Here is a 20,262-nt window from a genome sequence, read left to right as displayed (position 1 = left end):
GGATTTACTCAAGTGTTGCTAAAAATAATTGATGCTGATTCATTACTTCCGATTGAAATGGCGCATGAAATAAATCAAAATGACCACAGGCTAACTCATAATATTGCCCATTTTTTATTTTTTGCGCCGTTTTACGTGTAGCAGAAATTGGGATTAAGGAATCATTTTCAGCACCGAGTATTAAAGTCGGCGATTGGATTTTATGAGCAACTGTTGTTGGGCGATATAATCCAATGGTTGCCACAATTCTTGCCGGTACAGCATTATCCCAATTTACATTTGGCGGAATAAGCGAATGATAGCCGGCATAACAATCTTCACCTGCCAATATGGCAAAACGATCTTCAGCCACTACGGGCATGGTTTTAACTTTACCAAAAGGTGCGAGCGCTAAATCTTGAAGAGCGACGAACGTGGCAGGCGTTAAAAATTTTTTAGGATATAAGGTCAGGCTTGCCAATCCATCGACATGGGGGGAGTTGGCAATGACTCCTTTAAAATTTTGCTGACTTGCCAGTGTCAGTACATGTCCACCGCTAAATGAATAACCCCATAGAATCATATGTTCTGTAGGAATATGAAAATGTTGCTGCATATATTGAATAACACAATTCCAGTCTTCTAATTGACTGTTCTTATCAACTAAGTTTTTGATAGCACCTGTACTTTGACCAAAACCACGATGGTCAAATACACAGACCTTAAAACCAAGATCTGTATAAAATTCGGCAAATGATTGTAATCCGCATTGTTTTTCCCCGCCTAAACCATGTGCCATCAGGATGACAGCAGAGGATTGCTGTTTGAAATTCCCATAAAGATCGGCTTGTATTTGATGTTTACCGTGAGGGATAAAAATCTGTTGAAGTTCCATTTTGTTCTTCCTTTTTTTTCATCGGGGCATATGAATGCTAGGTATTTTTATATGATAAAAGTTGATAAGTATTACCTTTAGCACTAAAAAAATTAGAATTGAAGCTTTTTTTGTTTTCTATGTTTAAAGTATTTATCGTTTCAAGCAAATATTTTTTACATTATTAGATAGGATGAAAGAGATCACTCTTTAATCGAAGCTATGCTTTAACGCTTTAGTTTGCATTCGAATATATCAATAAAAGCCTTTAGATAAGAAGGGATCTCATAAAAGTCGCAATGCAAATAAAGTTAATTAAAGCTTAGATGCTTAAATGAAGAGTAACAGGATTTAAGCCTATTTTAAGTTGCTTGAATTTTAATGGCTTAAAAATTTAGCTTTGTCCATTATTCTATGATTCAAACCGATTTCATCACTCAACAGATTCTTTTATTGGTCTTCACTTTTTTCTTGCTATGGCAAGGGTTTCCAATTGATGGAAGCTTAAATTTTTATCTCATTCAAGCTTGGATCACCGCTTCAGGTGAGTTTTATCTCAAGCATAATTTTTATTTAGAGGCGCTGAATCACCAATATGTCAAAACTATTTTAATTGCTGTGTATTTGAGTTTTCTCATGCTGATCATTGCATCTTTTAAATATTCGGTAGTGTCTAAATGTGACGTGTTAACCACCTATCTTTCATGTCTTGATTGTATTTTAATAAAAATAGATGCAAGACAGCTTCATGATTTTCTTTCTTCTTCGAAAAGCTTAAAGTTTTCCGTGTAAAACGCCCTAAGCGATTTCTTAATGTGGCATTGAAACGCTCAACATGGTTGGTTAAACCTGTATGTTTACCTACAGAGCGATGAGTATCAGGATCAAATACCTCAGCATAACTTGACCAATAATCACTACAGGTTGCTAAATTAAAGTAGCTTGTGGGAATACGGCAACGTAAATCTGTACACGTTTTATCATTACGCTGACCACACACATAAGCCACTACTTGGCGTGTACGATGGCAGAGTGCAATCCAAGTCCAAACCTTATGGCGACGGGCTTTTACGAAACTCCATAACTCATCAAGCTCAAGGACATCTGTTGGATGAGCATCAAGTAATTCGTCACTCAGTTTCCTGCTGTTTACTTTTTTTTATCCAGCCCATCAGTGTTTCGGGTGCAACACCGAATAGACGCTGCATGCCTCTCAAACTGCCTCGTTCAAGATAGGTACTGATAATGAGTTCTTTCTGTTCTTCGGTATATTTAATTTTGGGTTTGAGTACACTAGAGCGCCCACAATCTTTACATCTGAACTGTGCATTTCCACTTTTGTTGTGACCATTCTTATGGATATTGGGTGATTGGCAACGGGTGCAGACATAAGTTGTCTTTTCTATGATCATGTTAAAGGTTTATTGCTCAGACATTTTCACGTCTATTCTAAATTAAAACACGTTGTTTTTGTACACTACCAAATATTCTACATTGCAAAAAAATCGCTCCCGTTATGGCTATTTTTTAATGTTGGTGATCATCACAACCTCCACGATTGGCATTTTAAAATCACAATCAGATCATGCTTGTCCTTCGGATATGATCCTGCAACAGCAGCAGAGTTATAGCTGGGTGATGCATAAAATAAATGGACATTGTTTCCCAGGTGGGCATGCCTCTACAGGCTTTGCATTATGGGCAGGCTATTTTGCCTTTAAAGATCAAGATCAAAAACGTGCACACTTTTATTTGCTGGCGGGTCTGATTTTAGGGTTTGCTATGGGCTGGGCGCAAATGATGCGCGGTGCCCATTTTCTCAGCCATAATCTTTGGACAGGCTGGATCACGTGGGCAATCAATGTCATGGTGTATGGAATATTGCAATCCAAATTGAAACTTAAAGAAACAAGCGCTTAAAGAATAACGCAAATGTTGGACATGATGTTTAAATGAAGCTATGAACAGCTTTTTTGACTGACTTGAATTTGAATTCTGCCCGAAATTAAATGGATAGCTTTGTCTGTCACCTTTAAAATAAACACAGATCCATGTGAACAGCCCCATATTTATGGTCATTCAATACAAAGTCGGCTGTTGATCCTGTGGTCTGATGCAGATGATTGTTTTAATCAAATTACATCCATCATTTATTCAATAGGCAAAGCAACTGTGACTTTTAAGCCACCCAAACTTTCACTCTGCGAAAAACGAAGCGTTCCACCCAAACGTTCAGTCGCTTTATCGACAATGGAAAGACCTAAGCCACTGCCCATTTCTAAGTGCTGATGGATACGATAGAACCGTTTTAAAATCTGATCATACAGTTCAGGTGCAATGCCGGGACCGCTGTCCTCGATTTGGATGATTGCAAGCTGTTTATTTTGATGATGTTCAATGTGATTCTTTTTAAAAATAGACACATTAATCATCCCTTGTTCGGGGGTATATTTGACTGCATTGCCGATTAAATTGAAAATAATCGAATGAACCGCAGATTCTTGGGTGAACAGTCGGATTTCTTCAGCGCGTTCCATGCCCAAATCAATCTGTTTTTCCATCGCGAAATGAATCAATTGCTCGATACAGTTCAATGCAACATCACTGACCAATAGGTCTGATTTTTGCTCATGACTGAGTACCGAGACATCTTGTTTTGCCAAACTTAACAGTTGAGTGACCAGATGTTGAATACGGGCTAGACCCTTATTCAATTTGAGGAGCGAGGCTTGATTTGGACATTCACGCAATAAAATTTGAGTTTGCAGATTCAGTGCGGTAATCGGGGTGCGTAATTCATGGGCTGCATCTGCAATAAATTGGCGCTGCTCTTGTTGTGCCTCTGAAATACGTGCAAACAATTGATTGATTTCTTCAACACTGGGAATGATTTCGGTGGGATAGTCTTTAGCAGAGATCGCTGTTAGTTCATTCGGGTCACGATGCATCAGCTCAGTTTTAAAATGCTCAAAGGGCTCGAAGTTTTTACGAATAATGGTGCTCAAACCCCAAATCGCAAAGGGCATGATCAGTAAATACGGCCAAAACATATTGGCAGCCAATTCAAGTGCGAGATGACGCCGAACCGATTTTTGCTGACTGACTTGAACTTGTAAATCCTTTAGGGGAAGCACATAGGTTTGCCATGCACCTTGTGCCGTTTCATGTTCATAAAAACCGGCTGATTTAACCGGGCTGACCAACAGTTTAAATTGATGCGAGAGATCTGCTTGATGTTGATAAGACCACACATCGACAAATAGATCTTCTTCGTGATAATGCTGATCTTGGTTAAACTCACTTTGAGTCGGTTCAGGATGAAACTTTGCCACGCGTTCGGCTAAATTTTTCATTTGCGCGTCTAAAATTTCATTGGTTTCTTCAAGAGCAATGCGGTAGGCCGAAATCACCAACAGACAACCCATAACAATACTGAACAATGAAGTATAAAAAATCAGCTTCTTTTTCAGTGAATAAGCTTTTTTCGGCATCATCATTTATGCTTCAACTATACCTAGACGGTAACCCAAGCCCCGAACATTATGCACAAAATCTTTGCCGAGCTTGGCACGTATGTGATGTATATACACTTCAATGGTATTGCTGCTAATGTCACGGTCTATATCGTATAATTTTTCTTCCAAATTGGCTTTGGAAAATATCTTATTGGGGAACGTCATAAGGGGAATCAGAACCGCCCATTCACGATTTGAAAGCTCAATCACTTCATTTCTAAACTGAGCAATATGCAGCTCAAGATCGAGTTCTAAATCGCCATATTTTAAAATCTGATGTTGTGTCGTTTTCATATCTTTATTGGCGCGTCTTAATAAAGCATGAATTCGCGCCAACAGTTCCTCAAACTCATAAGGCTTAACCAAATAATCATCTGCACCTTGATTAAGTCCATCGACCCGGTTTTGCAATTGATCGCGTGCTGAAATAATCAGCACCGGTAACTCGGGATATTGAGTGCGGATCTTTTTTAGCACCTGCATGCCATCCATCATCGGTAATCCCAAATCAAGTAATACCGCATCAAAACTAGACTCAAGCAATTTTTTTAACCCATCTAAACCATTATTCACCCATTCCACTTCAAATTGCTGAAACTCAAGCAAAGTGCGAGTCGATTCAGCAATCATAAAATCATCTTCAATGATCAATAGTCTCGGCATGGTTAGGTTCTCGGCAACTTGGTGGGATTACAGTGGTGAATGATATTGAGATTCGGATTGATCACATTACTTTTAATATCCAACAGACTCAACAAGGTTGGAAACAGATGATCCTGCGATAACGGTGCACTTTTTTGCGCATTTAAACACATCATTTCATGGGCTTGATGATTTTTCCATGCGTCTGAAAACCACATCAACATCGGCACATGGGTCTGCTGTGTCGGTGAAATACGGTAGGGTGCACCATGTAAATATAAACCATGTTCACCCGTGGATTCACCATGATCCGACAGATACCAAAACCCCGTTTGATAATGCGAAATTTGCTTTAATTCTTGAATGATCGAACTCAAGACATGATCGGTATACACGATTGAATTGTCGTAACTATTGATCAATTCAGCACGGCTACAGCCTTGAATGGTAGTAGTCTGACAAAAAGGCTTAAACGGTTGGTATTGTGGCGTCGAGCGTTTGTAATACGCAGGACCATGACTGCCCATCTGATGTAACACAATCAAATGATTGTGGGTATCATTCTTCGGTAGCGCTTGAACATACGCATTTAAAGCATCGACCAAGATTTCATCATGGCATTCACCCTCCGCATCGCACCATTTATCTTGAAGCGATTGGGGAATGACAAAGGTATTGACGTGGTCACAAACTTTTTTACAGCCTGAGTTGTTGTCAATCCAAGTCACCTGATAACCGACCCGTTTTGCAATATCGAGTAATCCTTCACGATGACTCGCCAAACGTTCATCATAGTCTTGACGTGGCATGCCTGAAAACATGCAAGGCACTGAAACCGCAGTTGCGGTACCGCAAGAACTGACTTGATTGAAATTAATCATATCCAGCTTAGACAGTTCTGGGTTGGTCGGGCGTTGATAACCATTTAAAGTAAAACTTTCAGCACGGGCCGTTTCGCCGATGACCAACACCATGAGCTTCGGGTGATGTTTTAAGTCAATATGTTGAACTAGATGCGCATCTTGCCCATAAGCAATGAAGGGTAAATGGGCTTCAGGTGACAGGTGTCGATAATAAGAAATAGACGAGGCGATGAGATTTTGAGGAGAAATCATGCCTTTTAAATCACGATTTTCCCGAAAGATTGCAGCATAATCGACGTAATAGACAAACATTAAACTTGCAATAACCATCAAGGAGAAGGTACTGCTCATGGTTTTCTTCAAGATGATTTGACTTAGTGCTTCAGGCTTAATCTGGATGAGATACAGAACGATCAGCGGTAAGACCACAAAAGCCACACCCCACATTATCCAAGTCGGAGTAATTAAATCAAACGTCTCTCGGGTGTCGGTTTGCAACATATTTTGAATTTGATCAGGGCTAATGGTTACCCCCAAACTATTGACGAAATAAGCGCTCATCCCGCCTAAAACAATCCAAATAGCAGCCAGCCATTTGGCATTGAACTTCCAATGAATGACTTGAAAAATAAGATTGTATAAAGCCGTCAGGACAAAAGCTGAAGCCGCAATAAACAAGAGCGAATGCAGCCCTTGATACGGCGTCAGCATTTTTAACTGCTGTAGAAATCTAGGGCGTGTTTTCATTTCAAAGAATGATGGTGTAAGCATAATTCGATCAGTGTAAAATCTACTTCTTATTCATTTTATTGATATTTTGAACATGACACGCCGAGTTATAACAGATGATATATGGTTGCAATTACAAGAAACAATGCAGCTTTATGGATGTTACCGCTCTAAAAACAGTAGAAATATCATGGAAGCCATATTTTGGAAGCTGCGCACTGGAGCAACTTGGCGCGATATCCCTGAAGACTTATGTCCTTGGCAAACGGCTTATAATCGATTTAATCGTTGGGCTATTAAGGGCTTGTGGGATAAGTTTTTTTTAGCTTACGAGGAACATTGGATACAGAATGGGTATTCATTGATGGAAGCTACATCCGCGCTCATCAGCATGCAAGTGGAGCTAGGTACGGTGAAAATAGAGCAATTGGAAGCTCAAGAGGCGGAGCAACTACAAAAATACACTTGGCCACCGATGCCAATGGATATCCGCTTGATTTTGAAATCACTGGAGGTGAAGTCCACGACAGTCAAGTTGCACCGCGGTTAATTGACTTGATTGGGAGTGCTGAATATTTGGTGGCAGATAAGGGTTATGACTCTGAAAAAATTAGAGAATATGCTAGAAATCACGCCATGATTGCAGTTATTCCTAGAAAATCCAATAGCGCCAAAAGCAATCCTGAATTTGATGCTTACTTATATAAGCTACGCCATTTAGTAGAAAATGCCTTCGCACGCTTAAAGCATTTTCGTAGCATAGCAACAAGATTTGATAAATTAGCGAGAAATTATAAAGCCATGCTTAGACTCGCCTGTATATTTATTTGGTGTAAAGCCAAATGAGAACACACCCTAATATTTAGACCAAAAGCAATCCAAAGCGAAAAAATCAAATTAAATGAACTTAATGAAATTGGCTGAACATTTTTATATCGCGCGAGGAATCTAGACATTGGATTTAAATAATGGGTATTTGATGTCTATAGATTAAAGCGCGAGTCTTAAAAATCACTTAAGCTACGATTGAGATGATCCACACTGAATCAATAAGAAAAAACAGCAAACTCAAAAAGTGATTTACCGATGCATAATGATCAGCAATTCTGAGCGCATAGAGTTAAATTTTAAAGTACTTTAATTCTCCCTAACACAATGCATCATGGAGCTAGATAAGAGGGAAAGTGGGCATGATTAAGGTGTTAATTAATTTGAATTTTTTAATAGAAGATTCTGATTTAAGCATAAATCTCTGAGGCTTTAAAAAGCCCCAAAACATCAGCGATATTTTGGAGCTATGATTCAGTTAAACTGAATATTGAAAAGCGATTTTAAAATTAAGCCGTTTTATGACCGGTATGCACAGTATGGATCAAATCACTTAGGTCATAACCAATACTTTTGGCATAATTTAAATATTCCGCTTTGGTTGCTTCATCAAGCTCAGTATCACGGTGTAATAACCATAAGTATTTCTGATTTGGTTCACCTACCAATGCGGTTTGATAATTGGCATCCAATTTCAATACCCAGTAATCACCTTTGGTAAATGGAATCCAGCGGAAACCTTCAGGTAAAAAACTCACTTCAAGCTTAGCATTTGGACCATCGACAATGGTTGCCTCACCAATCGAACCATCCAATTCTTTGTTGCCATCTAAGCAACGATTATCGACTTTAACATTGCCATTTTCTTGTAATGTATAAGTCGCTGAAATATCGGTGCTGTCTTCTGGTTGATGCTTCATCGGCAAACGCGCAATTTCGTACCACGTCCCTAAATAACGGTTTAAATCAAAATTGGAAACGGTTTGTAATTCTGTAGTCATGTTTTTAATTTCCTATGTTTATGTTTAAACGTGAATTTTTAGTATTAGCATGTCAAACAGCATTGGCTTATATCAAATTTGTTAACTTTTGTGGTTTTTGAATAACTTAATTAAATAAATCTTAAGTTGTTACTGAAATTACATACTTGGATACATAACTTTACCAATAGCAACAACATGTCCATTTTTTAGTCGTATGCTCATAGTTAACAATTAATTTAATTGTGTGATATTTAAAATATTTAGATGGACTTCATTGTAAATCACCACAATGTATGGTTTTTGTAATGAGATACGGTTATTCATCAGTATTTAACCTTCGCGCAATTCAATTTAGCTTTTATATTTAACGTTTCATCATCACCAACAGCAAATAAATCATCACAGATATGTGCTTTTGAAAAGTTCGTATCGGTGCACAATAAGGTAGCCAAGGGTATGTCCAATAAAAATCCGAACAATAGCGAACAAAAAAGTCAAATGGCAGGGGCAGATGCACCTGATAAACAAAATACGTCCACTAAATTAGATCAATTGGAGCAATATCGTCGCGATGCTACAGGTCAGGCATTAACCACCAATCAAGGGGTTAAAATTGCAGACAATCAAAATAGCTTAAAAGCGGGTGTACGTGGTTCAACCTTACTTGAAGATTTTATTCTACGAGAAAAAATCACCCATTTTGACCATGAACGTATTCCTGAACGTATTGTGCATGCGCGTGGTGTCGGTGCACATGGTTATTTCCAAGCCTATGAAGGCAATGAAAAATATACCAAAGCAGGATTTTTAACAGATCCGAGTATTCAAACGCCAATTTTCGTGCGTTTTTCAACCGTTCAGGGCCCTCGAGGTTCAGCAGATACGGTGCGTGATATTCGTGGCTTTGCGATTAAATTTTATACCCAAGAAGGTAACTATGACCTTGTGGGCAATAATGCACCCGTTTTCTTCGTTCAAGATGGGATTAAATTTCCAGACTTTGTGCATGCGGTTAAACCTGAGCCACACAATGAAGTTCCCACCGGTGGCTCAGCGCATGACACTTTCTGGGACTTTGTTTCTTTAGTCCCTGAATCTGCGCATGCAGTGATGTGGGCGATGTCAGATCGTGCAATTCCACGTAACTTACGTTCTATGCAAGGTTTCGGGGTACATACATTCCGTTTAATCAATGCTGAAGGTAAAGGCGTATTTGTTAAATTCCATTGGACGCCTAAACAAGGCTTGAGCCAACTGTTATGGGATGAAGCACAAAAACTGGCAGGTAAAGACCCTGACTTCCACCGTCGTGATTTATATGATGCGATTGAAGCCGGTAATTATCCGGAATGGGAACTAGGGATTCAGGTGATCGAAGAAGAAGACGAGATGAAATTTGATTTCGACTTGTTGGATCCAACCAAACTTATTCCTGAAGAATTGGTGCCTGTGACACCGATTGGTAAATTTGTATTAAACCGCAATGTTGACAATTTCTTTGCTGAAATTGAGCAAATCGCGTTCTGTCCGGGTCATGTGGTGCCGGGGATTGATTTTACCAATGATCCATTGTTACAAGCACGTCTATTCTCATATACCGACACGCAAATCAGCCGTTTAGGTGGACCGAATTTCCATCAATTACCTATTAATAAACCGGTGTGTCCATTCCATAATTCACAACGTGACGCCATGCATCAAGGTCATATTCATAAAGGTCAAGCGGCGTATCAACCGAACTCAATTGATCAGAATTGGCCGGCTGAAACGCCTGCTGCAGCGCAATACGGTGGCTTTGAAAGTTATCAAGAGCGTATCGATGGCAATAAAATTCGTCAGCGCAGTGAGTCATTCTCAGATCACTTCTCTCAAGCGCGTTTGTACTATCAAAGCCTTGCTAAACATGAGCAAAAACACGTGGTCGATGCCTATACTTTTGAATTGAGTAAAGTTGAGCGTCCACATATTCGTGAGCGTGAGGTCAATGAAGTGTTGGCTTATATCGATTTAGATTTGGCTCAACAAGTCGCAGATAATCTAGGGATTACACTGAATAAGCCTAAAGATCAAAATAATGCGGAGGTTAAACCATCGAAGAAGTTGACCATGGAAGCATTTGCACCGAAAGACATTAAAGCCAAAAAAATTGCTGTGTTGGTGCATGATCAGGTTAATGGGGATCAGGTCAAAGCCATTCAAAAATGGGCAGAGTCTGAAAGTGCGGTTGCAGAAGTACTCACCCCAACACCGGCACCGGTGAAAGACCTGAAAAAAGCAGAAGTCGCTTCAGATGGTATGCAAAAAGCGGAGCCTTCGATTGCCTATGATGCAGTGATTATTGTTGATGGAGATAATCTCGATGCCGTTAAGGCAGATGGTGTGACCAAGCATTATCTTCAAGAAGCGTATAAGCACTTAAAACCGATCATATTCTTAGGCGACAAGTCTGAGCTCATTGATCGCTTAGATTTGACCAAAGATAAGGGCACCCTTGTGACCGATCGTTTCGATCAAGTCAAAGATCAGTTTAAACAATTGATTATTGATCATCGTGTATGGGAGCGTGAGCCAGCAGCAGAAGGTATCCCTGCTTAAAGCCTATGCTCTTGCATGATCGTTTTATATGATCTTTTTACGTGATGAACTCATGTAATGACATATTTTTGCACAGCAATGTATACCTACATTGCTGTGCATTTCAATCAGATTAAGAATTTATATTTGATCAATTTTTTTAAATGGAATGATCAGCAATGAAATTCGATTTATTGCGTAGAGGGTTACAGATTAAGGTAATTATATATTGAAGATCAAATTCACTAAGCCATATAACCAAAAATTAAAAAACGATTTTAAGATCGAGCATTTAAACAAGAAAGAATAACGAAATAGAAGTTCAACACCATCATTTATTTTGAGCAGATACAGGGCAGTTCATGGATCAAATTAAAAGCATATTAAATGAATTTGAGTATTCTCATCTTGATTTGCCTACACGCTTAAAAATGGCTATTGCTCAACTGGTTGAGTTGACGCCGTCTATACCACATCCTGCTGAAGGACAAACCTTAAAACGTTGGCAAATTTTGGCGCAAGTCGCATCGTGTAATTTAAATTTGGTGAAATGGTTTGAGTCACATCTAGATGCTTTAAGTATTTTACATGAGTTGGGTATTGAAAATGAGTCGCAAGGGCTTTGGGCAATTTGGGCGGCAGAGGGAAGTCCAAAGCCTTTAAGTTATCAAGATGGCTATGTGAGCGGTTTAAAAACATGGTGTTCTGGCATTGGTGTGGTTCAACAAGCTGTATTGACCTATAAAAATCAACAGCAACAGTCACAATTAATCAGTATCGAACTCGATCAAGCCGGTATACACACAGACATTTCCAATTGGCATGCGCTGGGGATGCAACATACGCAAACCGGTATCATTGATTTTAATCAGGTGAAAGCCACCTTGATTGGGAAGCCCAATCAGTATTTAACCCGTGCTGGATTTTGGCATGGTGCTGCTGGTGTTGCTGCCTGTTGGTATGGGAGTGCATCACGTTTAGCACAGATATTAATTGGCGCTTGTGAAACGCGTCAGCATGATTATCACTTAATGTATTTAGGTGAAGTGATCACCGCCCTAGAGACTGCAAAACAGCATTTTTATCGCGTGGCTGAACTCATTGATCAACAGCCCGAACTGAGTCATGAGTTACCCATTCGGATTTTAAGAGCGCACGTAGAACACGCTGCGACGGTAGTGCTGGATCGGGTCGGCAAAGCGCTTGGTGCAAGACCCTATTGTGAAGATGCGGTATTTGCTCAACATGCGGCGGACTTACCGGTCTTTATGCGTCAGAGCCATGCGGCCTTTGATTTGAAACAGATTGCAGTCTTGGGGCTTTCGGAGCAGTACTCATGTCAGCTTTAAACCAGGTTTGTGATAACATAAAAAAAACTAAAATGAATCAAAGTGAGACGAATCAATCAGAAGACGATTCTGCTCAATCCGATCGTTTGATTTACGCTGATGGCACACCCAAACAGCAGTGGCTAAACTGGCAAGGGCTTAAAGATTTAAACAGTTTTAGATTAGATCAGCATTTTAATCAAGATGCGCGTGTGGTGATTGTGGCACCTCATCCTGATGATGAAATTTTAGGCTGTGCAGGCTTAATGCAACAGTTGTCCTTGACACATGAAATTGTACTCATTGCAGTGACCAATGGCACAGCCAGCCATCCCCATTCAAAGCAATTTACACCTGAGCAACTTGGACAGCTTCGTGCTCAGGAGTCGTTATCTGCATTGAAGGTATTAGGGCTGTCACATGTGCTTCGTCTTGAAGCGGGTATTCAAGATGGACAAATTCGTCAGTCACAACAGCAGCTATATGCATTTTTAGATCAAATCCTAGAGAAAGACGATATTCTGATCACGACTTTTGAAAAGGATGGACATCCTGATCATGAGTACACCGCCGTATTGGTAAAAGAGATTGCACAGGCAAAGCAGTTAAAACATTATCAGGTGTTGATTTGGGCATGGCACTGGGCGCAGCCCAATGACCCTCAAATTGCTTGGCAACATGCCTACAGGCTTGATTTAAGTACCCAGCAAGTCCTTAAAAAGCAGCAGGCAATCGCATGTTTTAAAAGCCAAATTGAGCCCGACTCGAGCACCGGACAAGCGCCGATTTTATCCGCGCAGACCATTGACCGTATATTAATGCCTTATGAGGTCTATCTCGATGCGAACTGATCCAAATCAATTGGGCTATTTTGATGTGCTGTATCACAACAATGATGACCCTTGGGGCTATGAGAAGCGTTGGTATGAAGCACGTAAGCGTCAAATCTGCTTGTCATTGTTAATGAAAGAGCAGTATCAGCATGGCTTAGAAATTGGCTGTTCCAACGGGGTGTTTAGTCAACAATTGGCTGAGCGCTGTCAGCGTTTGACTTGTTTAGATGCCAACGCACAAGCAATTCAATTGGCGCAAAAAAAATTGGGACATCTGAGTCATGTTGATCTTCAGCAACACTGTATTCCGCACCAATTTCCTGAACAGAAATATGATCTGATCGTGATCAGTGAAATTTTATATTATTTGTCCGAGGCCGAATTACGCCAATGTATGGCACAAGTTCAACAGGCACTCACCTCAGACGGCGTGGTTTTATGCTGTCACTGGCGTTACCCAATCGAAGGTTTTGAGCTCAATGGTGAGACTGTGCATGAGATTTTAAAGTCTGAGTTGACGTTGCATCATTATCTGGCCTGTCATGATCCTGATTTTATGATTGATCTATGGAGTGTCCAGTCTGAAAGCCTAGCCCAGCATGAGGGCTTAATATGAAAATAGCTGTGGTGATTCCTGCTTACAATGAACAGGATTATCTTCCTGCATGTTTGAGTGCCTTAGAGATCGCGATTAAACAGGTCGATGACCCAAATTTGCAGATCGAAGTGGTGCTGGTACTCGACAGTTGTACCGATCATTCACAGCAGCGAGTTGAGCAGCTTAAGCCAAGCTTGAGCTTTAAACTAAACGTTTTAGTGTGTCAGTTTGAATGTGTCGGCGCTGTGCGTCATTTTGGGGTGCAGCATTGTATAGCGCAAGGCTATGAATGGATTGCCTGTACAGATGCGGACTCGCAAGTAGATACCGCATGGTTGGTTCAGCAACTGAGTTGCCAGCCGATAGATCTGATTTGTGGAGTGGTTGAGGTGGATGATTGGCAGCATTTATCCCAATCTGCTCAAGCAAAATATCAGGCACATTATCAAGATAAAATGGGCCATTCGCATATTCATGGTGCCAATCTAAGTTTTAGTGTGGAGGCTTACCAACGGACCAGTGGTTTTAAAGCACTTTGCAGCCATGAGGATGTCGATTTGGTCCAGCAAATGCAAGGTCTTGGTCTGAATATTCTGTGGTCGAATAAAATTCGGGTGAAAACCAGTAGTCGTTTAAATGCCAAAACACCTGAAGGGTTTTCTTATTTTTTAAAGACTCTCGAAAGTGAGACCAAACCTTTAGATGCATCTTAATGCTGTTTTTTACACTACTTCTTACACAATCATCAGCTTCATCTTGATCTCTTTTATTTAGACATTATATCTATAAAAAAAGATTGAAGATTAAATGTTTAAAATATAAAAACTGAATAAATTGAACAACAAAGCAAAAACAGTTAAACATGCCATGAATAAAGGATTTTAGGCTTACAAATCTTTTTTTAAATTTTAAAAAAATCGCTTTTAAATTATTTTCAACTGTATATAATTTCGCCAAATCAACCCCTGTGTATTTATAGATTTATCTATAAAAGATCAGGGGTTTTTCTATGGATGCTGACTGGGTAAGGAATGACGGGCGGTATTTTAAAATGGCGAATCACTATGCAATTTTCGAAATATTTTCATCTTGAAAATACAGTTCAAACCAAACCTTATCAACATATTGCAACATTGTTATGCTTTTTCTGTCTAGGCTTTAGTACGGCCGCTTGGGCACCCTTGATTCCATTTGCGCAGCAGCGTCTTCATCTGAACCACGCCGATTTTGGAGGCCTACTACTGTGTGGCGGTTTGGGTTCAATGATTGCAATGCCTGCCACAGGATTGATTATTCAAAAGCTGGGCTGTAAAGCCGTAATTGCGATGCTTTTGAGTGTGTTATTGGTGGTGCTTCCCATTTTAACTTTAGCACCTAGCGCACAAATGATGGCGATCGCGCTGTTTGTTTTCGGCAGTGCTGCAGGCGGTTTAGGCGTGGCAATCAATCTCCAAGCGGTGATTGTGGAAAAAAACTTATCACGCAATATGATGTCGAGTTTCCATGGAATGGCAAGTTTGGGTGGCTTACTCGGTGTGATGTTTGTGACGCTGTTATTGGCACTCGGTTGTCAGCCGGTGTTGAGTGCAATGGTGATCAGTGGCTTGATGATTGCACTGTGCTGTTTTGCCGTGCCACAAAGCTTAAATCGTACAGAAACAGGCGATCAATCGGTTGACTCTAATGTAAAAAACAAAAAATGGACATTACCTAAACCGTTAATTTTGGTGTTTGGCGTGATGTGTTTTATCGGCTTTTTATCCGAAGGTTCAGCGATGGACTGGAGTGGCATTTATTTAATCGATCAATTTAACATTGATCATGCCTATGCGGGATTGGCTTATACGTGTTTTGCGATTGCCATGACCATCGGGCGTTTTGCTGGCCAAAGCATTCAACGCTATTTGGGTGAGAAAAATACCATTGTCTATGGTGCTTTACTGGCAATGACGGGCTTAATGACTGTGGTCTTCTCACCAATATGGATCGGTGCACTGGTGGGATATTTAATGATGGGGCTTGGCTGCTCGAACATTGTCCCTTTGATTTTTTCGCAAGTGGGTCGTCAAAATGTGATGCCACAAGCCACCGCTTTATCTTATGTATCCACCATTGCCTATAGTGGGGTATTGGTTGGACCTGCCATGATCGGGTTTTGTGGTGAGTATTTTGGGTTAACGAAAGTCTTTATCGCGATTGCAGCGATGATTCTGTTGATTCCGTTGTTAAATGCATGGATTGCAAAAAAGGCATCATGCTAAATAGATCGCTCATCCAAAGCATTCATTCAAAAGCTGAAGTTGATAATTCAACTTCAGCTTTTTTTATCGGCTATTAAATTGCAGTATTTATAGTTCAAGTGACAAGCGGTCTGTAAACTGTTGCCTGTTTAATAGGAGTACGCTGTAACAAAGAGCTGTTGAAATGCTTTAAATCTTTTAAGAAGGCATTGCGCCAGTCATTAATATCAAAATGTTTAATTCCTCGAATCAAATGTCGATAACGCTCAATACGCTCCGCCTTGTTCATTTGTATGGCTTGTTTTAAAGCACTGATCATACTGCTTTTTGATTCAGGATCGACAATAATGGCTTCCGGCATTTGCTCGGCAGAACCGGCGTATTTGGATAAGATCAGCACACCGGGGTCGCTGGGGTCTTGCGCGGCAATAAATTCTTTCGCCACCAGATTCATACCATCCCGCAATGAATTGACCCAACAAATATCCGCGCGACGATAAATTTGCATCAGCTGCGCGTGTTGGATAGTCTCATGAACACAGTTAATCGGTGCCCATTCATTTTGTGCATATTTTAAATTAATTGAGTTTACTTTAGCTTGAACCCGTTTATATAAGTCTTCATAGGCTGGGATTTCCATACGACAAGGGCAGGCGATTTGTAAATCAGTGACTAATTCATGGTACTCAGGATGTTGATTTAAAAACTCAGCATAGGCATTAAAACGTTCAATTAAACCTTTAGAATAATCTATACGGTCCACCGCAATAATGGTTTTTTGATTGGACAATTCATCAAATTTAAACACTGAATTTTCAAGTTCATTGTCATGGGTTTGTGCGACCTGTTGAATTAAATCAGGATTCACCCCAATCGGGTAGCATTGCACTTTAAGTTCACGCTCAGACAGTTTTAAAATGTCGGCATCGATCTGTCCACCGACATAATATTGCATCACATCCAGACAATTCTGTTGATCATGCTCGGTTTGTAAACCCACCACATCAAATGCAGATAAATGTTCAATCAATTGTTGGGCAATAGGCAATTGCTTCCAGATGTTAAGATCTGCAAAAGGAATATGTAAAAAGAAGCCAAAACGATTTTTCATGCCTAAATCACGACAATATTTTGCGACACTCAAAAAGTGATAATCATGCACCCAGATCATGTCATCCTCGCCCGCAATGCGATGTAACTGCTCAGCAAAAAGCCGGTTCACATTTTGGTAGGTTTGAAATTCTTGTGGGTCGAATGTGATCAAATCATCGCGATCATGCATTGCCGGCCAAAGGGTGGTATTGGCAAAGCCTGAATAGTATTGTTGATATTGTTGTTCAGTCAGTGGACAGGTGATGTATTCGATTCCGTTGATTTCTGTGCAATTAAAATATTGATCTTGTTGATTTTGGATTTGTTCGCCGTTCCAACCCAACCAAACGCCACCGATATCCGATAGTGCGTCTTGAAGTGCAACTGCTAAACCGCCTGCAGAATGACCCTCAGGGGTCGGTAAATTGACTCGATTTGAAAGTACGATTAATTTAGACATGTGATTTCTCCATCCGTTGTTAAGACATGAGACTGTCTAGTCTTATTGTTGTTAGAAAACGCCAAAAATAATTCAATAAAGCGCAAGGTGTTTTGCACACTCTTAAATCTATATTTTGCATGGGTAGCCCCGCTACCGACCTTGATGGATATGCCTCCTAAATCATTGATTGTTTTAAAACCCGATTCATCGGTAACATCATCACCGATGAAGATCGGTGTGACACCGTTTAAATCAAGTTGCGTATATAAAGTCGTAATGGCTTGTCCTTTGTCTGCTTGAGCTAAGATTAGTTCGACCACACATTTGCCTAAATTGAGTTTTAAAGCTGAATATTTTTTTAATAGTGCTTGCGCAATGACTTTAACATCTGCCTCTAAATCAGGCTGACTGCGATAATGGATCGCTACTGCATACTTTTTGCGTTCGAACAATAATGCTGGATAGTCACGACACGCCTGTTCAATGTCCGAATATAGATCATCAAAATTTAAATGATGTTTGGGATGTTGAATGTCAGACTGTTGAGAAAGCTGAATTTCAAGACCATGGGTACCTGCGATAGCTAAATCTAAAGGGCTAAAAAGCCGATAAGCGTCTGAGACTGAGCGTCCGGTCACCGCAATAATGGGATAATGTTGTTGTAAATTTTCGAGTGCTTTTAAAGTGTGTTTTGGAATAAAGCTTTGCTGAGGATCGACATGAAATTCAGAAATCGTACCATCAATATCAAGAAATAGCGCATAGGCTTGTTCAGGCTGAAAGTGCTGTGCGATCAAATCTTCAGCAGAAATGAATTGCTCACCATCGGTCATGGATTCAGTATTCGACGAGAACATCGTGTAAACCTGTGTGACTGATAATGATTAATAATTAAACAAAAATAATGATGGAAAAGTAGTTTTTTTACACGAATACGGTATAAAGCTACATACTGTTAATGTAGGTAAGCAAATGTGTTTTTAGGTAGAGGCTGTTCTTAATTGCTTCATGATTTGCACGTTTTGTTGAAATCTTTTAATCGAAGTTTAAACGGACAGCGCTAAAATTCTAATACTGCATTGGAAGTTGGCTTGAATATTTGATGAGATAACAATCATTTTAGCTATGCAAATTGTAAATCTGCGCTAAACAACAGGATAGAGGATTGTATTAGCGCATCGATGCGGCGGTCTTGATTTATTTCCAAACAGCTTTGGCAATGTCTACGTTTCTAGGCATCAACTTTTCTTGGAAGAAAGTATCTGCAATGGCTTGTTGGATTTTTACCACAAGCTCATCAATCGGCTTTACCGTAATATCTGAAGGTCGTTTGTCTAAGTATTTTTTTGCTATATCTGAATCTAATCCAACAGTTTTTGAATAGAAATTTAAAACTTCCTGAGGATGTTGTGCAATCCATGTATTCGCTTCATGCGTCGCTTGAATGAATTTAGGCACAGCAGTTGGATGAGTGCTTAGAAATTTCGGGTTTGCGATATAAAATTGATAAGCATCAGGGAAATGTTCGTCATCGATAAGTGTGCGTACTTTAGAATCTCGTTCAATTACACTTAAATAGGGATCCCAGCTAACCGGTAATCCCCCCTAAAAATAAAAGGATCTAAAAGTAGAATTTTCTCTTAAGATACAAGCAGGAGATTCTGCATGAAAACATCGAAATTTACTGACAGTCAGATCATGTCCATCTTGAAGCAGGCGGAATCTGGCACACCTGTAGCCGCCCTTTGTCGTGAACACGGCATGAGTAATGCCACGTTTTATAAATGGCGTGCCAAATATGGCGGTATGGATACCTCATTGATGGCTCGACTGAAAGAGCTGGAAGCAGAAAATACCAGACTTAAAAAGATGTATGCGGAAGAACGATTAAAGGCAGAGATCATCCAGGAAGCGATGGTAAAAAAGTGGTGAAGCCATCTTGCCGGCGTAAGATGGCACATCAGGTAGTTGCCCAGCATGCCATTAGTATTCGTTTGGCTTGTAAAGCATTTGGCATTAGTGAAACCTGCTACCGCTATCAAGCCAAACTCAGCGATGACAATGCATTAATTGCTGAACAGCTCATTGAACTCACTGAAGAAAATACAGATTGGGGATTTGGTCTGTGCTTCTCATATTTACGACATGTTGAGAATCACTGCTGGAATCACAAGCGGGTTTATCGCATTTACTGTGAGTTGGCACTGAATCTGCGTATTAAGCCAAGAAGAAGACTAAAAAGACATGCACCAGAACCACTAAAGGAACCAATCCGAGAAAATCAAGTTTGGTCATTAGATTTTATGCATGATCAGCTTTCCGATGGTCGAAAGTATCGGCTATTGAATGTAATTGATGATTACCGCCGCGAAGGCCTAGCCATTGAAGCAGGATTCTCATTGCCCACAATCAGGGTTATTCGTACGTTGAATCAGCTATTGGAATGGCGAGAAAAACCGTTAGTTATTCGGTGTGACAATGGCCCGGAGTTTATCAGTCATGAATTTGTACGTTGGGCTACTGAGCACGGCATTCGTATTGAATATATTCAACCGGGTAAGCCACAACAGAATGCATATATTGAACGTTATAATCGGACCATACGTTATAGCTGGCTGAGTAAACATTTATTTGATACTTTGGATGAAGTACAAGATTATGCAACGAGTTGGCTGTGGCATTACAACCATGAAAGACCACATCAAGCAAACAAAGGAAAGCCACCTCTAATGGCTGCTTAAC

The 20,262-nt window shown here is 40.1% G+C and carries 19 protein-coding genes; 9 read left to right on the top strand and 10 right to left on the bottom strand.

Annotated features, from left to right (window positions below):
• Nucleotides 1–4: 4 nt before the first annotated feature.
• The 3 genes from G8D99_RS08635 to G8D99_RS08625 form a co-directional block, all read right to left on the bottom strand.
• Nucleotides 5–874 carry an alpha/beta hydrolase gene (locus G8D99_RS08635; RefSeq protein ID WP_166324542.1) on the bottom strand — a complete coding sequence of 290 codons (870 nt, stop codon included), beginning with the start codon at nucleotides 872–874 and terminating at the stop codon, nucleotides 5–7.
• A 652-nt stretch (nucleotides 875–1,526) separates the two neighbouring features.
• On the bottom strand, nucleotides 1,527–1,991 hold the full coding sequence (locus G8D99_RS08630) for an IS1 family transposase (protein ID WP_166327651.1): 465 nt from the start codon (nucleotides 1,989–1,991) through the stop codon (nucleotides 1,527–1,529).
• Nucleotides 1,984–2,265, bottom strand: coding sequence for an IS1 family transposase (locus tag G8D99_RS08625; protein WP_166323682.1), 282 nt, complete (start codon nucleotides 2,263–2,265; stop codon nucleotides 1,984–1,986). The genes G8D99_RS08630 and G8D99_RS08625 overlap by 8 nt, the downstream gene beginning before the upstream one ends.
• A gap of 118 nt (nucleotides 2,266–2,383) precedes the next feature.
• Between G8D99_RS08625 and G8D99_RS08620 the strand changes: the two genes are divergently transcribed.
• Entirely contained in the window at nucleotides 2,384–2,773 is a 390-nt protein-coding gene (locus tag G8D99_RS08620) for a phosphatase PAP2 family protein (RefSeq protein WP_166324539.1), read from the top strand.
• A 230-nt stretch (nucleotides 2,774–3,003) separates the two neighbouring features.
• On the opposite strand, the gene G8D99_RS08615 is transcribed toward G8D99_RS08620, so the two are convergent.
• From G8D99_RS08615 to G8D99_RS08605, 3 genes are read right to left on the bottom strand one after another with little or no spacing between them, the layout of a single operon-like run.
• Nucleotides 3,004–4,347 carry a sensor histidine kinase gene (locus G8D99_RS08615; protein WP_406741517.1) on the bottom strand — a complete coding sequence of 448 codons (1,344 nt, stop codon included), beginning with the start codon at nucleotides 4,345–4,347 and terminating at the stop codon, nucleotides 3,004–3,006.
• Between the two features lie 3 nt (nucleotides 4,348–4,350).
• Nucleotides 4,351–5,031, bottom strand: a complete 681-nt coding sequence (locus tag G8D99_RS08610; RefSeq protein WP_166324533.1) for a response regulator transcription factor — start codon at nucleotides 5,029–5,031, stop codon at nucleotides 4,351–4,353.
• A 2-nt stretch (nucleotides 5,032–5,033) separates the two neighbouring features.
• Nucleotides 5,034–6,644, bottom strand: coding sequence for a phosphoethanolamine transferase (locus G8D99_RS08605; RefSeq protein WP_166324530.1), 1,611 nt, complete (start codon nucleotides 6,642–6,644; stop codon nucleotides 5,034–5,036).
• A 52-nt stretch (nucleotides 6,645–6,696) separates the two neighbouring features.
• Between G8D99_RS08605 and G8D99_RS08600 the strand changes: the two genes are divergently transcribed.
• Nucleotides 6,697–7,448 (top strand): IS5 family transposase gene (locus G8D99_RS08600; protein ID WP_166324527.1). Its coding sequence is split into 2 segments (ribosomal slippage): nucleotides 6,697–6,919 and nucleotides 6,919–7,448, totalling 753 coding nucleotides; the frame shifts between segments, so codons are not numbered across the junction.
• Between the two features lie 491 nt (nucleotides 7,449–7,939).
• On the opposite strand, the gene G8D99_RS08595 is transcribed toward G8D99_RS08600, so the two are convergent.
• Entirely contained in the window at nucleotides 7,940–8,431 is a 492-nt protein-coding gene (locus G8D99_RS08595) for a lipocalin family protein (protein ID WP_166324524.1), read from the bottom strand.
• A gap of 438 nt (nucleotides 8,432–8,869) precedes the next feature.
• Between G8D99_RS08595 and katE the strand changes: the two genes are divergently transcribed.
• The 6 genes from katE to G8D99_RS08565 all read left to right on the top strand — a co-directional run bounded on the left by katE (nucleotide 8,870) and on the right by G8D99_RS08565 (nucleotide 16,007).
• Entirely contained in the window at nucleotides 8,870–11,008 is a 2,139-nt protein-coding gene (gene katE / locus G8D99_RS08590; RefSeq protein WP_166324521.1) for a catalase HPII, read from the top strand.
• A gap of 341 nt (nucleotides 11,009–11,349) precedes the next feature.
• Nucleotides 11,350–12,336 (top strand): acyl-CoA dehydrogenase, encoded by a 987-nt coding sequence (locus G8D99_RS08585; protein ID WP_166324518.1) that lies wholly within the window; start codon nucleotides 11,350–11,352, stop codon nucleotides 12,334–12,336.
• Between the two features lie 32 nt (nucleotides 12,337–12,368).
• Nucleotides 12,369–13,166 carry a PIG-L deacetylase family protein gene (locus tag G8D99_RS08580; RefSeq protein WP_166324515.1) on the top strand — a complete coding sequence of 266 codons (798 nt, stop codon included), beginning with the start codon at nucleotides 12,369–12,371 and terminating at the stop codon, nucleotides 13,164–13,166.
• On the top strand, nucleotides 13,156–13,764 hold the full coding sequence (locus G8D99_RS08575) for an SAM-dependent methyltransferase (protein WP_166324512.1): 609 nt from the start codon (nucleotides 13,156–13,158) through the stop codon (nucleotides 13,762–13,764). Before G8D99_RS08580 ends, G8D99_RS08575 begins: the two co-directional genes overlap by 11 nt.
• Nucleotides 13,761–14,459, top strand: a complete 699-nt coding sequence (locus G8D99_RS08570) for a glycosyltransferase (protein ID WP_166324509.1) — start codon at nucleotides 13,761–13,763, stop codon at nucleotides 14,457–14,459. The genes G8D99_RS08575 and G8D99_RS08570 overlap by 4 nt, the downstream gene beginning before the upstream one ends.
• 351 nt (nucleotides 14,460–14,810) lie before the next feature.
• Complete coding sequence (locus tag G8D99_RS08565) at nucleotides 14,811–16,007, top strand: MFS transporter (protein ID WP_166324506.1); 1,197 nt, start codon at nucleotides 14,811–14,813, stop codon at nucleotides 16,005–16,007.
• A 94-nt stretch (nucleotides 16,008–16,101) separates the two neighbouring features.
• On the opposite strand, the gene G8D99_RS08560 is transcribed toward G8D99_RS08565, so the two are convergent.
• The 3 genes from G8D99_RS08560 to G8D99_RS08550 all read right to left on the bottom strand — a co-directional run bounded on the left by G8D99_RS08560 (nucleotide 16,102) and on the right by G8D99_RS08550 (nucleotide 19,056).
• Nucleotides 16,102–17,538: an alpha,alpha-trehalose-phosphate synthase (UDP-forming) gene (locus G8D99_RS08560; RefSeq protein WP_166324503.1), complete on the bottom strand. Its 1,437-nt coding sequence runs from the start codon at nucleotides 17,536–17,538 to the stop codon at nucleotides 16,102–16,104.
• Nucleotides 17,526–18,377 carry a trehalose-phosphatase gene (otsB, locus tag G8D99_RS08555; protein WP_166324500.1) on the bottom strand — a complete coding sequence of 284 codons (852 nt, stop codon included), beginning with the start codon at nucleotides 18,375–18,377 and terminating at the stop codon, nucleotides 17,526–17,528. The genes G8D99_RS08560 and otsB overlap by 13 nt, the downstream gene beginning before the upstream one ends.
• Nucleotides 18,378–18,717: 340 nt before the next feature.
• Nucleotides 18,718–19,056: an ABC transporter substrate-binding protein gene (locus G8D99_RS08550; protein WP_227554399.1), complete on the bottom strand. Its 339-nt coding sequence runs from the start codon at nucleotides 19,054–19,056 to the stop codon at nucleotides 18,718–18,720.
• 129 nt (nucleotides 19,057–19,185) lie between these two features.
• On the opposite strand from G8D99_RS08550, the gene G8D99_RS08545 reads away from it, so the two are divergent.
• A protein-coding gene (locus G8D99_RS08545; RefSeq protein ID WP_104505755.1) for an IS3 family transposase occupies nucleotides 19,186–20,261 on the top strand; the annotation gives its coding sequence in 2 pieces (ribosomal slippage) (nucleotides 19,186–19,438 and nucleotides 19,438–20,261; 1,077 coding nt in all).
• Nucleotide 20,262: the final 1 nt, after the last annotated feature.

This window comes from Acinetobacter lanii, from assembly GCF_011578285.1.
GTDB classification, from domain to species: domain Bacteria; phylum Pseudomonadota; class Gammaproteobacteria; order Pseudomonadales; family Moraxellaceae; genus Acinetobacter; species Acinetobacter lanii.
Note: the sequence above shows the minus strand (reverse complement) of the source record. Positions and strands in the feature narration are given on the sequence as shown.

Bases quoted from the DNA above. Each gene is read 5' to 3' on its own strand.
- G8D99_RS08615 (WP_406741517.1), bottom strand. From the start codon at position 4,347: ATGATGCCGAAAAAAGCTTATTCACTGAAAAAGAAGCTGATTTTTTAT.
- G8D99_RS08580 (WP_166324515.1), top strand. From the start codon at position 12,369: ATGAATCAAAGTGAGACGAATCAATCAGAAGACGATTCTGCTCAATCC.
- G8D99_RS08565 (WP_166324506.1), top strand. From the start codon at position 14,811: ATGCAATTTTCGAAATATTTTCATCTTGAAAATACAGTTCAAACCAAA.
- otsB (WP_166324500.1), bottom strand. From the start codon at position 18,377: ATGTTCTCGTCGAATACTGAATCCATGACCGATGGTGAGCAATTCATT.
- G8D99_RS08620 (WP_166324539.1), top strand. From the start codon at position 2,384: ATGTTGGTGATCATCACAACCTCCACGATTGGCATTTTAAAATCACAA.
- G8D99_RS08610 (WP_166324533.1), bottom strand. From the start codon at position 5,031: ATGCCGAGACTATTGATCATTGAAGATGATTTTATGATTGCTGAATCG.
- G8D99_RS08595 (WP_166324524.1), bottom strand. From the start codon at position 8,431: ATGACTACAGAATTACAAACCGTTTCCAATTTTGATTTAAACCGTTAT.
- G8D99_RS08575 (WP_166324512.1), top strand. From the start codon at position 13,156: ATGCGAACTGATCCAAATCAATTGGGCTATTTTGATGTGCTGTATCAC.
- G8D99_RS08635 (WP_166324542.1), bottom strand. From the start codon at position 874: ATGGAACTTCAACAGATTTTTATCCCTCACGGTAAACATCAAATACAA.
- G8D99_RS08570 (WP_166324509.1), top strand. From the start codon at position 13,761: ATGAAAATAGCTGTGGTGATTCCTGCTTACAATGAACAGGATTATCTT.
- G8D99_RS08625 (WP_166323682.1), bottom strand. From the start codon at position 2,265: ATGATCATAGAAAAGACAACTTATGTCTGCACCCGTTGCCAATCACCC.
- katE (WP_166324521.1), top strand. From the start codon at position 8,870: ATGTCCAATAAAAATCCGAACAATAGCGAACAAAAAAGTCAAATGGCA.
- G8D99_RS08605 (WP_166324530.1), bottom strand. From the start codon at position 6,644: ATGCTTACACCATCATTCTTTGAAATGAAAACACGCCCTAGATTTCTA.
- G8D99_RS08560 (WP_166324503.1), bottom strand. From the start codon at position 17,538: ATGTCTAAATTAATCGTACTTTCAAATCGAGTCAATTTACCGACCCCT.
- G8D99_RS08585 (WP_166324518.1), top strand. From the start codon at position 11,350: ATGGATCAAATTAAAAGCATATTAAATGAATTTGAGTATTCTCATCTT.